Source organism: Streptosporangium canum, assembly GCF_900113865.1.
GTDB classification, from domain to species: Bacteria; Actinomycetota; Actinomycetes; order Streptosporangiales; family Streptosporangiaceae; genus Streptosporangium; species Streptosporangium canum.
The window spans coordinates 85,835-97,094 of the sequence record NZ_FOQY01000018.1 but is presented as its reverse complement, the minus strand read 5'-3'; the positions used below and the strand labels follow the sequence as shown (position 1 = coordinate 97,094).

The 11,260-nt window shown below is 70.7% G+C and carries 12 protein-coding genes and 2 pseudogenes; 7 read left to right on the top strand and 7 right to left on the bottom strand.

The features are described from left to right. The first annotated feature begins 48 nt into the window (after positions 1–48). Positions 49–414 carry a hypothetical protein gene (locus BM085_RS24970; RefSeq protein WP_093889350.1) on the top strand — a complete coding sequence of 122 codons (366 nt, stop codon included), beginning with the start codon at positions 49–51 and terminating at the stop codon, positions 412–414. On the opposite strand, the gene BM085_RS24965 is transcribed toward BM085_RS24970, so the two are convergent. Next, positions 389–1,333, bottom strand: coding sequence for an EamA family transporter (locus BM085_RS24965; protein ID WP_093889349.1), 945 nt, complete (start codon positions 1,331–1,333; stop codon positions 389–391). The two genes, BM085_RS24970 and BM085_RS24965, sit on opposite strands and share 26 nt — an antisense overlap. Before the next feature lie 132 nt (positions 1,334–1,465). Here BM085_RS24965 and BM085_RS24960 point away from each other — a divergent pair, with 132 nt between their 5' ends. The 5 genes and pseudogenes from BM085_RS24960 to BM085_RS47475 all read left to right on the top strand — a co-directional run. Then, entirely contained in the window at positions 1,466–2,707 is a 1,242-nt protein-coding gene (locus BM085_RS24960) for a magnesium transporter MgtE N-terminal domain-containing protein (protein ID WP_245789657.1), read from the top strand. Continuing rightward, a complete protein-coding gene (locus BM085_RS24955; RefSeq protein WP_093889347.1) occupies positions 2,700–3,200 on the top strand; it encodes a DUF1003 domain-containing protein in 501 nt (166 codons plus the stop codon). Before BM085_RS24960 ends, BM085_RS24955 begins: the two co-directional genes overlap by 8 nt. A gap of 34 nt (positions 3,201–3,234) precedes the next feature. Next, a pseudogene (locus tag BM085_RS24950) lies at positions 3,235–3,858 on the top strand (transposase); the annotation flags it as partial. A gap of 123 nt (positions 3,859–3,981) precedes the next feature. Further along, the gene (locus BM085_RS24945) at positions 3,982–4,449 is read left to right on the top strand and encodes a hypothetical protein (protein ID WP_093889345.1); all 468 of its coding nucleotides are present in this window, start codon (positions 3,982–3,984) and stop codon (positions 4,447–4,449) included. Positions 4,450–4,507: 58 nt separating this feature from the next. Then, a pseudogene (locus tag BM085_RS47475) lies at positions 4,508–4,645 on the top strand (IS701 family transposase); the annotation flags it as partial. Between the two features lie 21 nt (positions 4,646–4,666). On the opposite strand, the gene BM085_RS24940 reads toward BM085_RS47475, so the two are convergent. Further along, positions 4,667–5,158, bottom strand: a complete 492-nt coding sequence (locus BM085_RS24940; RefSeq protein ID WP_093889344.1) for a MarR family winged helix-turn-helix transcriptional regulator — start codon at positions 5,156–5,158, stop codon at positions 4,667–4,669. 267 nt (positions 5,159–5,425) lie between these two features. Here BM085_RS24940 and BM085_RS24935 point away from each other — a divergent pair, with 267 nt between their 5' ends. After that, positions 5,426–6,568 (top strand): Mrp/NBP35 family ATP-binding protein, encoded by a 1,143-nt coding sequence (locus tag BM085_RS24935; protein ID WP_086578465.1) that lies wholly within the window; start codon positions 5,426–5,428, stop codon positions 6,566–6,568. A gap of 141 nt (positions 6,569–6,709) precedes the next feature. Here BM085_RS24935 and BM085_RS24930 read toward each other — a convergent pair whose 3' ends face one another. The 5 genes from BM085_RS24930 to sigE form a co-directional block, all read right to left on the bottom strand. Further along, positions 6,710–7,081, bottom strand: a complete 372-nt coding sequence (locus BM085_RS24930) for a sec-independent translocase (protein ID WP_086578466.1) — start codon at positions 7,079–7,081, stop codon at positions 6,710–6,712. Between the two features lie 107 nt (positions 7,082–7,188). Next, entirely contained in the window at positions 7,189–8,775 is a 1,587-nt protein-coding gene (locus BM085_RS24925; RefSeq protein ID WP_093889343.1) for a S1C family serine protease, read from the bottom strand. A 96-nt stretch (positions 8,776–8,871) separates the two neighbouring features. Next, positions 8,872–9,897, bottom strand: a complete 1,026-nt coding sequence (locus tag BM085_RS24920; RefSeq protein ID WP_093889342.1) for a sigma-E factor regulatory protein RseB domain-containing protein — start codon at positions 9,895–9,897, stop codon at positions 8,872–8,874. Further along, positions 9,894–10,436, bottom strand: coding sequence for an anti-sigma factor family protein (locus BM085_RS24915; protein ID WP_093889341.1), 543 nt, complete (start codon positions 10,434–10,436; stop codon positions 9,894–9,896). Before BM085_RS24915 ends, BM085_RS24920 begins: the two co-directional genes overlap by 4 nt. Positions 10,437–10,488: 52 nt before the next feature. Beyond that, positions 10,489–11,121: an RNA polymerase sigma factor SigE gene (sigE, locus tag BM085_RS24910; RefSeq protein WP_031166687.1), complete on the bottom strand. Its 633-nt coding sequence runs from the start codon at positions 11,119–11,121 to the stop codon at positions 10,489–10,491. Positions 11,122–11,260: the final 139 nt, after the last annotated feature.

The window sequence follows — 11,260 nt, the reverse complement described above, 5'->3', positions numbered from 1 at the left end:
CGGCCCGCACCCTCCGCTCCGGGAGGGCGCAGGCCGTACATTCGTCTCATGGGTGTGATCGAAGAGGGCGCCAAGAAGTCGGGGGTCCTGTGGCTTTCGCTGGACCGGCCCCGGCTGGCCTGGCACGCCTGGCACGACGGCGCGATCTACGTGGTCACCGGCGGCGGCGAGCAGTCGCTGCCCGGCCTCGCCGAGTCCGGCGAGGTCCGGGTGACGCTCCGGAGCAAGGACAACGGCGGCCGGCTGGTCGTCTTCGACGCCTCCGTCGAGGTGGTGGACCAGGCGGAGTCCGCCGAGGCGGTGGCGGCGCTCGCCAAGGAGCGGCTCAACGCCGTCGACGGCGCGGGCCTGACGGACCGCTGGGCCGCCCGGTCGCAGGTGGTACGGCTCACCCCGCGCGAACCGGCTCCCTGACCTCCACCGGGGCGGCCGGCATGACGGCCGTGGCCCGCTGGGCCAGGTAGGCGCCGGACAGGACGATGAGGCCGCCGGCGATCTGGAAGGGCCCGAGCGCCTCTCCCACCAGGATCCAGGCGATCACCGCACCGGCGATGACCTCCAGCGAGGCGACGGTGGACCCGATCGCGGCCGACAGGCGGCGGACCGCGGTGACGCCGAGGATGTAGGCGACGACCGTGGCGATCACGATCATCCAGATCACCGCAGCCAGGGCCGGCAGGGCGTGGCCGCCTTCGGGCGCCACGGTCCGGGTGAACGCCGTCCACGGGATGCCCCACGGCTGGGAGATCGGGACGAGCACCAGGGCCGCGCCCAGCAGGCCCCAGGCGATCAGGCCGAGCGGGTCGACGTCGTCGCCGAAACCGTCGCTGAGCAGGAAGTATCCGGCGCAGCACGCCGCCGCACCGAAGGCGAGCAGCAGACCCACCGGGTCCAGGGCCAGGCCCGACCAGGCCTCGACCACGATGCCGAGCCCGATCACCGCGACCACGGCGCCGACGAAGGCCGCGCGCGGCAGCCGTACCCGGCGGACGAACCGGACCCAGAGCACGACCAGCACCGGTGAGGTGAACTCGATCAGCAGGGTGACGCCCACCGGCAGCCGGGTGATCGCCGCGAAATACAGCGCCTGCACGCCGGCGACCGCGATCACGGCGTAGGCCAGGAAGAACAGCAGCCGCGAGCGCGGGATGCGCAGCGCCCGGGGCCTGACGACCGCGAGGACGCCGGTGAGCAGCAGCCCGGCCCCCGCCATCCGCACCCAGACCGACTCCAGCGGAGCCAGCCCCGCGGCGCCCAGATATTTGGCCATGGGCCCGGAGAAGGCGAAACACCAGGACGACGCAAACGCGATCAGCAGACCGGCACGCCTCATAAGACACCACCCATGTAACTACCGTATGGTCCTTTTGATGCTGTCACGACAGGTCGGATCCCAGCAAGGGGGCGTCCGAAATGTGAGCGTGCCTTGAACCGGCGCCGCCGGGACGCCACCTACGCTTCAAATGTGAAGATCTTCATCGCACGGCTCGCCGGCACCCCGGTCTTCGACCCGGCCGGTGACCAGATCGGGCGGGTGCGGGACGTGGTGGTGGCCATCGCCGGCACCACCCCGCCGCGCGTGCACGGGCTGGTCGTCGAGGTCCAGCCCCGGCGGCGGGTCTTCCTGCCCATCACCCGGGTCCGGGGCATCGAGGCCGGTTCGGTCGTCTTCAGCGGCCAGATCAACGTGCGCCGCTTCGAGCAGCGGGCGACGGAGACGCTGGCCATCGGCGAGATCCTCGACCTGGTGGTGGAGGTCGAGGGCGAGCGGATGACGGTTCTGGACCTGGCCATGGAGGAGAACCGGCGCGCCGAGTGGACGATCACCAAGGTGGCGGTGGTCAAGGGCGGATCAGGCCTGGGGCTGCGGCGGCGCGGCCCGACCAGGATCGTGGACTGGGCCGAGGTCAAGGGTTTCGGCGCCGTGCAGAAGGACCAGGGCGCGGCCAACCTGCTGGTCGCCTTCGAGACCATGCGCGCCGCCGACCTGGCCAGCGCCCTGCACGAGCTGCCGGACAAGCGGCGCGTCGAGGTGGCCGCGGCCCTCGACGACGTACGGCTGGCCGACGTGCTCGAAGAGCTCCCCGAGCGCGACCAGATCGGCATCATGAGCCGGCTCGCCCCGAGCCGGGCCGCCGACGTGCTGGAGGAGATGAACCCCGACGACGCGGCCGACCTGCTCCAGGACCTCCCGCCCGAGCAGGCCGAGGCGCTGATGGCGCTGATGGAGCCGGAGGAGGCCGCGTCGGTGCGGCGGCTGCTGGTCTACCCGGAGGACACCGCGGGCGGCATCATGACGAGCCAGCCCGTGGTGCTCCCCCCGAACGCCACGGTCGCCGAGGCCCTGGCCCACATCCGCCAGCGGGACGTCACCCCGACGGTGGCCGCGCAGGTCTACGTGACCCGGCAGCCCATCGAGACGCCCACCGGCCGCTACCTCGGCCTCACCCACTTCCAGCGGCTGCTGCGCGAGCCGCCGTCCGCGCTGCTCGGCGGCATCATGGACACCTCCATCGACCCGATCAAGCCCGAGTTCACCCTGAACCAGGTGACCTCCTACCTGGCCACCTACAACCTGATGGCGGTGCCCGTGGTGGACGAGGTCGGCCGCCTGGTCGGCGCCGTCACCGTGGACGACGTACTCGACCACCTGCTCCCCGACGACTGGCGCGAACGGGACCACGGGCCGGAGGCCGATCATGACTGAGCGGCTCGACCAGCCCAGGCAGCAGGGCCTGCGCCTGCGCCCGCACTACGACCCGGAGGCCTTCGGGCGGCTGTCGGAGCAGATCGCCCGCTTCCTCGGCACCGCCAGGTTCCTGGTTTACATGACCGTCTTCGTAACGGTCTGGGCACTGTGGAATGTCTTCGCCCCGGAGAACCTGCGCTTCGACCCCTACCCGTTCATCTTCCTCACGCTGATCCTCTCGCTCCAGGCGTCCTACGCCGCGCCGCTGATCCTGCTCGCCCAGAACCGGCAGGACGACCGGGACCGGATCCAGAACGAGCTCGACCGCGGCGCGGCCGAGCGCAACCAGGCCGACGTCGAGTATCTGACCCGGGAGATCGCGGCCCTGCGCATCGCACTCGGCGAGGTGGCCACCCGCGACTACATCCGCTCGGAGCTGCAGCGCCTGCAGGAGGAGCTCCAGGAGCCCTACGCGCCGTCGGGCGCGCCCCGCTCCGGGGAGACGGGTTAGTACTCCAGTGACACTTCGCGATCTTCGGCAGGTGGGGTCGCATGAAGACGGCCAGGTCGGCGTGTTCTTGGCTTATACCTGCCCGCGCGGGCGGGCGTTGATCGACCGCAGGTTGTATCTGCCCGAGCGCACCTGGCTGGCCGATGCCGCCCGGTGCCGAGCGGCCGGCGTGCCCGAGCAGGCCGTTTTCGCCACCAAGCCCGTGCTGGCCGCGCAGATGATCACCGCCGCGCTGGAGGCCGGGATCGAAGCGTCCTGGGTGACGGGAGATGAGGTCTATGGGCAAGACCCCCGGCTGCGCCGCCTGCTGGAAGAACGCGAAGTGGGGTATGTGCCGGCGATCGTGGGTAGCCGGCGGGCGAGTCTGGAGGGTGCGGATCTGACCGCGGCCGAGATCGCCGCGCGTGTGGAGAGCGGGCACTGGCACCGCTACAGCGCCGGGCGCGGCGCCAAGGGGCACCGGATCTACGCCTGGGCGTGGGCACGGATCGACGTCGATCAATCCGGTTACCGGTGGTTGCCGATCCGCCGTCTGCCGGCCGTACTCATGCGCAGTCGGCCCCGCCGGATAGCGGAGATTCTGCGCTGGTCACAGTGGCGCCGCCGCCATCAGGCCATCGCCCGCCGATGCCACTACCAGCGCAGATCCCAACCATGATCGCGATGTGTCACTGGACAGAACAACCAGCCGATCGTTCGCTCAACAGGTTCTCAACAGGTTCTCAACATCGGCCTGGCTACCTTCGCGGTGTCCAGTACGACGAGCACCAAGGAGAACCCGATGCGAACGTTCAACACGATGGTCGTCGGTGCGGCGGTCGCCGCCGCGGCTCTGACCGCGGGCGCCCCCGCGCAGGCCTCCGTCCAGACCAGCGCCCAGACCTCCCTCACCACCGTCACCACCGTCACCACGGCCGCCGCGGCGGCCGGCTCGACGGCGATGTCCTGTCGTGAGGTGCGTGTGTACCGTCCGGAGATGCGCAAGGGACACGTGGCCGCGACCGGCTGGGCGATAGGCTGCTCCAGCAACCAGCGCGTCAAGATCATGCTTCAGCGCAAGCGCGCGTGGGGCTGGCAGAACATCTCCAGCGCCTCCTGGTACGGGGCCGGCAAGAAGACGTTGTACAAGGGCTGCAAGCGGGGGACCATCTTCACCTACCGCCTGCAGGGCCAGGTCAGCTACTACGCAGGACGCAAGTACGTCGTCCACAACGGCTGGAGCCCCAAGATGCGCGCGAAGTGCCCGTGACGCGCTCCGTCCGCCACCCCGTGGGGTGACCATCCAGTACTCCAGTGACGCTTGGTGAGAGATCCGGCGGTTACCGGCCGCGCTCATCTTGACCACGACCCACACGATCACGTACCCCCTGCGCTGGTCAGACTGGCGGCGTCGCCATCAGACAACCGCCCGACACTGCCACTACCAGCGCAGATCCCAACCATGATCGCGATGTGTCACTGGAGTACTAGGCGGGGAGCTCCTCGTCGGCCGGGGCGGGGAAGAGCTTGTTCAGCATCGCCGCGCACTGGCGCAGCTCGCCGGCGTCGAGGATGTCCAGGAACTGGGCGCGGACGCCGCGCAGGTAGGTGGGCGTGGCCTCGGCCAGCCGTACGGCGCCGTCGTCGGTGAGGACCGCGAACAGGCCCCGCGCGTCGCTGGCGCAGGCCTCGCGCTCGACCAGGCCGTCGCGCTGGAGGCGGTCGACGAGCCGGGTCAGGCCACTGCGCGACAGGAGCACCCGGTCGGCCAGGTCGTTCATCCGCAGCCGCCGGTCGGGCGACTCCGACAGCTGCGTGAGCACGTCGTAGGAGGCCAGCGCCAGATCGTGCTCGACCAGCAGGTCGGCCTCCAGAACCCGGGTGATGCGGACCTGGGCCCGCTGGAGCATGCGCCAGACCGCCAGCTCCTGCGAGCTGATGGCCTCTCTCGACTCGCCTGCTGCCACGGTCACGGTCACGGAGTAACCTTAGAACGTTGCACGCGCATCTACACAGCGAATTGTCCGAGTCTGACCGTCATGGCCAGGCGCCGGAATTCCTCCCATGGCCCCTGGGTTCATACCATGGGTCCGTGACTCCTCCGCTCTCCTGTGGGAGCGGCCTCTCGCTCAGCCACATGGGCGCTGCGACGGACAAGCCCTGCCCGTAGAACGCCTGGACACATAGACAAGGAGGGACGGCATCCTCCCGTCGCCGCAGGGTGACGGCCTGGTGCCGACACTTCGATGGCACCTACCCCGGAACTGGTGATGGCCGCTCTCGCGACCGTCAACGACCCTGAGATCCGTCGGCCGATCACCGAGCTCGACATGGTCAAGAGCGTCGACATCTCGCCCGAGGGGACGGTCCGTGTCGGGATCTTCCTCACCGTGTCGGGCTGTCCCATGAAGGACACCATCACGCGTGACGTCACCGGCGCGGTCTCCAAGATCGACGGTGTGCGCGGCGTCCAGGTCGAGATGGACGTGATGAGCGCCGAGCAGCGCAAGACGCTCCAGACCAAGCTGCGCGGCGACAAGGGCCCCGAGAAGGAGATCCCCTTCGCCCAGGCCGGCTCGCTGACCCGCGTCTTCGCGGTCGCCTCCGGCAAGGGGGGCGTCGGCAAGTCCTCCGTCACCGTCAACCTGGCCGCCTCGATGGCCGCCAACGGCCTCAAGGTCGGCGTCGTGGACGCCGACATCTACGGCCACAGCATCCCCCGCATGCTCGGCGTCTCCGAGCGCCCCACCAAGGTCGAAGACATGATCATGCCGCCGGTGGCGCATGACATCAAGGTGATCTCGGTCGGCATGTTCAAGCCCGAGGGCAACACCCCGGTCGTGTGGCGCGGTCCGATGCTGGACCGGGCGCTGCACCAGTTCCTCGCCGACGTCTACTGGGGCGACCTCGACGTCCTGCTGATGGACCTGCCCCCGGGCACCGGCGACATCGCGATCTCGGTGGCGCAGCGGATGCCGTCGGCCGAGATCCTCGTGGTGACCACCCCGCAGCAGGCCGCCGCCGAGGTGGCCGAGCGCGCCGGGTCGATCGCCGTGCAGACCCACCAGCAGATCGCCGGCGTCATCGAGAACATGTCCTGGCTGCCCTGCCCGCACTGCGACGAGCGGATCTCCGTCTTCGGCGAGGGCGGCGGCCAGACCGTGGCCGACGCGCTGACCCGCACCCTCGGCGCCCGCGTGCCGCTCCTCGGTCAGGTGCCGATCGACATGCGGCTGCGCGAGGGCGGCGACGAGGGCAAGCCGCTGGTGCTCACCGACCCCGACGCCCCGGCCGCCGCCGAGCTGAGCCGTATCGCCGCCGGTCTGAGTAAGAAGTCGGGCAGCCTCAAGGGCATGCAGCTCGGCATCTCCCCCACCCGGGGCCGCTAGGCTCCCCCGGCACGACGAGAGGCGCCCTCCGTGAAGGAGGGCGCCTCTTTCGCCGTTCATCGGGCCGGGCCGCCCGCGGCTCCGGTTTCGCCGTTCATCGGGCCCGCCCGCCCACGGCTCCGGGACGGGATCTCGCCGGGCTCAGGTCGCCTCCGAGTCGTACGGCGGGAGCTCGCCGTATCCGAGCTCACCGGCCGCCTCGGCCGCGTAGGAGTCGGCGGCCATCGGGGCGGCGGCCGCCACGGTGGCCGCCGGGCGGTTCCAGTCGTCCTCCAGCTCACCGGTGAGGTGCTTGCGGACGAAGTTCTTCGGGTTGAGGTCCGCCGGGTCGAAGTCGGCGAACTCGGGACCGAGCCCGGCCTGCAGGTCGGTCTTGGCGTTGTTGGCCATGTTGCGGAGGTTGCGCAGCGTCTTGCCCGCCTGGGCGGCGGCCTGGGGAAGTTTCTCCGGGCCGAAGACGAGCAGGGCGATGACCACCAGCGCCACGATCTCAGGCCAGCCGAGTCCGAACACGGTGATCTCCTACCGGGACAACGCTAGGGCGGCTCCCCGGGCATACACCCGGAGAGCTTCCAGACTAATGCCCCCAACCCCAAGCACGCACCCGACCATATCGCTGGTCAGGAAGGCCGGGGTGTGGGTGTGGACGTGGGTTGCGCGGCCGCGCCGACGGTCACGGTGGCCGTCTTCTCCTGACCGCCGCGCTGGAACTTGATCGACAGCTTCTCTCCGGGGGCTTTGTTCCTGATCAGCGCGATCAGTTCGGTGCTGTCCTGCACCACCGTGCCGTTGACCTCCAGGATGACGTCACCGGGCTTGAGACCCGCCTTGTCGGCGGGGCCGTCCGGCTCGACCGGGCGGGTGCCCTGCTTGACCTCGCTGTCGATGCGGACCCCGGCGCCCTGATAGGTCTGGTCGATGGTGATGCCGATCCGCGACTTCTTGGCGACGCCGGTGGTGACCAGCTCCTCGGCGATGCGGCGGGCGTGGTTCACCGGGATGGCGAAGCCGAGACCTATGCTGCCGCTCTGCCCGCCGGCCGACCTGCCGAGTGTGGCGATCGCCGAGTTGACCCCGATGACCTCGCCGTTGGCGTTGACCAGCGGGCCGCCGGAGTTGCCGGGGTTGATGGCGGCGTCTGTCTGGATGGCGCTGAGCCAGGTGGTGTCGGAGCTGTTCTCCTCCCCCGCCTGGACCGGGCGGTTGAGCGAGCTGACGATGCCGGAGGTGACGGTGCCGACCAGGCCGAGCGGGGAGCCGATCGCCACGACCGGGTCGCCCACGACCACGTTGTCGGAGTTGCCGAGGCTGATCTCCGGGGCTCCGAAGGTCTCCTCGGGCTTGACCACCGCGAGGTCGGACTCGGGGTCACGGCCGATGATCCGGGCGGAGGTGGACTTGCGGTTGCTGAACTGGATCTGGATCTCACCGCCCGGCGCGGCCGCGGCGACCACGTGGTTGTTGGTCACCACGTAGCCTCCCTTGATCAGGAAGCCGGAGCCGGTGCTCGCGCTGGTGCCGCCGTCGACGGCCAGCGAGACCACGCTGGGCAGGACCTTGGCCGCCACTCCGGCGATCGAGTCCGGAGGCCGGGAGTTGGAGCCGGTCGGCGCCTTCCCCAGGCTGAAGGAGGGGTCGCGGTCCGAGACGGAGGGGCGGGTGAGCAGGTAGGTGCCGAGGCTCCCCAGCGTCGAGGCCAGCAGCGCGATCACCACGGCGAGGACGACCAGCGTGCTGGTGCGCGGCCCGCGCCGGCCGGGCGCCGCGGCGCCCGCGTAGCCTGAGCCCGCGTAGCCGCCTGGGGGCGGCGCCCAGCCGGGGCCCATGCCGAACGCCTGGGAGGGCGGAGGGGGCGGACCGGCCGGCGGGCCGAAGACCGCGGTGTCCTGGCGCGCCCTGCCCGACGGGTCACCCCAGCCGCTCTCGCCGGGATGAGCGCCCGGGCCGGGCTGCCCGCCCCGGTCGTCGGGCCGGGGCTGCTGGGGACCGCCCTGCGGGGCCTGGCCCCACCGGCCCCGGCCCGGCGGCCCGCCGAGCTGGCTCCAGCCGTCGTCGCGGGGCTGCTCGCCGTGGGAGGGGACCGCCTCTTCGGCGGGCAGGAAGTCCGGACGGGAGGGCTCGGAGGCCTGGCCTCTGTCGTCGGTGAAGTCCGACGGCGTACGCCCCTCAGCACCGTGCGCCTCGCGGGTACGGGTCTCGTCGGTCATCGAATATTCACCACTCCTTGCCTCGTATGAGGCCGCTCACAGGGACGCCCCGGCAATCCTCCCGTGAGCGGGATACGAGAGATGTAAAGCGCGCCTTTACCCGAAGGGGTTGACCCAGGACAGGAGGCGATCCGCCCCTCGGCCGAGCCGCGTCCACAGGTCGGGCGCGGGCACCGGCTCGTGCGGCAGCGCCGCGACGGCGGCGTCGACCATGTCGGCCGGAGCGTCCGCGAAGACGGTGTAGACATGACCCCCACTCGCCCAGATCGTCTCCTGCTCGGCTGAGTCCCGGATCCAGATCGTATGCCCGTTGCGTTGCCGAGCATGCCATCCCCGGAGCCGTTCCTCATCAAGGACACCGGGCTGGACAAAAACCGACACAACTGACAAGCCATCCGAATATCCCAGATACAAGTATCCAGGAGATGCGTCGTGCGCGGCGAACAGCTCCAGACGACCGGGCAGAGCGGCGGGGAAACGCCAGCCCCGGGCCAGCAGCCCGGGCGTCTCCCCCAGGTCGAGACCGCCGGCGGCCGACACGGGAGCGGCGGCCTTCCGCGCCGGATCGAGGGTCAGATCGACGAAGGCCCCGGCGTGGACGACCCTGCCGTGACCGTCGAGGAGCTCGCGGCGCAGCACCGGCCCTCCGGCCTCGTCGAGCCAGTAGCGGGCCGCGACCGTGCCGTCCGCGCGCACCACGTGGACCAGACGGGCCGGCCGGCCGCAGACGCGCCCCCCGCCCGCGGCCATGACCCGGTAGTTGCGGGCCAGCACCTCGAGCATGGTCTCGGACGGGGTCGACATGCCGCCGGCGGGAGTGCCGGGGTCCACCCTCTGGACGAGGCCCGACGGCTGGGTGTGCACGGTCAGTCCCGCACCGGGGACGTTGCGGACCTCCAGCACCGAGGAGACGGCGCCGGAGCCGGAGCGGCCCCAGGTGGTGACGTACTGGGTGCCGGAGTATCCGCGGGTGCGGCCCGCGATCGCGGCCTCGCGCAGCAGGTGCAGGCCGGTGTCGTCGCCCTCGGGCTCGTCCGGCCGGGCGGCGTGCGCCGGACTGCCCACCACCAGCCCCAGCAGCATGACAGCGGCGAGAACGAGGGTGGCGGGCAGCCTGATCACGGAGTGGGGGAGAAGGTCGGCGTCGCCGACCCTCCGTAGGGCGCGGTGTTCCTGTGCTGGTTGGCGAACATGTCGACCGGCGGCACGACACGCGGGCTGGGGCCGGAGCCGCCCGCGACGAACAGCGTGCCGATCGCCACGGCCGCGGAGGCGACGCCCACCGCGACGTAACCCGCCCTCCTCGTCCGGCGGGGACCTCCCCCGGCACGGCCGCGCGGCCGGTTGTCCGGCGGCGCCACGCTGTGCATGCTCGGGATCGGCGCACCGCCGAACGTCCGCGAGGCCGACGAGATCGGGAAAGGCCGCTCACGCGGCGGTAAAGGGCCGCCGGGCTCGGACATCCGCAGCAGCGACATGGTCAGGTCGGCGGGCATGGCGGGCCCGTCCAGGGATCGCAACCGGTTCTTCAGCGCCCGCATGGCGTCGACCTCGGCCCGGCAGGCTGCGCAGAAGGTCAGATGCGACAGGGCGCGGTCGCGCTCATGGTGGTTCAGCTCACCGTCTACCAGTGCGGAAACACGCTCTCCGAGATGACTCATGCCCACTCCTTGCCAAGCGGCTCGTCGTGACATTCGTCATGACTGTGGTTTCTCATGCGAACTCCTCCCCGCGGGTGATGGTCGGGGGGAATTGGTCGCCACGGGGCGCGCGGTGCTCCAGCGCCTCACGCAACTGCGCCCGGCCGCGGTGGATGCGGCTGCGGACCGTGCCGAGTTTCACGCCGAGCGTGGCGGCGATCTCCTCGTAGGACAGCCCCTCGATGTCACACAGAACGACGGCCGCGCGGAACTCCGGCGCGAGCGCGTCGAGCGCCGCCTGGATGTCCGGCTCCAGATGGCTGTCGTCGTACGCCTGGGCGGGGGACGGCTCACGTCCGCGCAGCCGCTCGGCGGCGTCGTCGGCGAGCCCCTCGAACCTGATTCGCTGCTTGCGCCGCGCCATGTCGAGGAACAGGTTGGTGGTGATGCGGTGCAGCCACCCCTCGAAGGTGCCCGGGGTGTAGTTCGACAGGGACCTGAAGACCCGGACGAAGACCTCCTGTGTGAGGTCCTCGGCGTCGTGCACGTTGCCGGTCAGCCGATAGGCCAGCCGGTACACCCGCGCCGAATGGTTCCTGACCACCTCCTCCCAGGTGGGAGGCGTCCAGTCGGGCATGGGAGCTTCCGTCTGGTGGTCGGACTCCTCCACCAGCACTCCTCTCTCCGGGACCACCGCTATCGCCATAGTGCCTGGTTTCGTCCCTTCGTGCGCACTCACTACCTTCAGGACCGGCAAAGGCCGCTTAAACCGTGCAACGCACCGGGCGCGACATGAGTTCCCGATCGGGCCTGCCTCCCTTAGGCTGCGACCCAGTGCCTATATG

Excerpts from the sequence above, each read along its gene's own strand:
- BM085_RS24970 (WP_093889350.1), top strand. The coding sequence starts at position 49 with ATGGGTGTGATCGAAGAGGGCGCCAAGAAGTCGGGGGTCCTGTGGCTT.
- BM085_RS24965 (WP_093889349.1), bottom strand. The coding sequence starts at position 1,333 with ATGAGGCGTGCCGGTCTGCTGATCGCGTTTGCGTCGTCCTGGTGTTTC.
- BM085_RS24955 (WP_093889347.1), top strand. The coding sequence starts at position 2,700 with ATGACTGAGCGGCTCGACCAGCCCAGGCAGCAGGGCCTGCGCCTGCGC.
- BM085_RS24945 (WP_093889345.1), top strand. The coding sequence starts at position 3,982 with ATGCGAACGTTCAACACGATGGTCGTCGGTGCGGCGGTCGCCGCCGCG.
- BM085_RS24935 (WP_086578465.1), top strand. The coding sequence starts at position 5,426 with ATGGCACCTACCCCGGAACTGGTGATGGCCGCTCTCGCGACCGTCAAC.
- BM085_RS24925 (WP_093889343.1), bottom strand. The coding sequence starts at position 8,775 with ATGACCGACGAGACCCGTACCCGCGAGGCGCACGGTGCTGAGGGGCGT.
- BM085_RS24915 (WP_093889341.1), bottom strand. The coding sequence starts at position 10,436 with ATGAGTCATCTCGGAGAGCGTGTTTCCGCACTGGTAGACGGTGAGCTG.
- sigE (WP_031166687.1), bottom strand. The coding sequence starts at position 11,121 with ATGGCGATAGCGGTGGTCCCGGAGAGAGGAGTGCTGGTGGAGGAGTCC.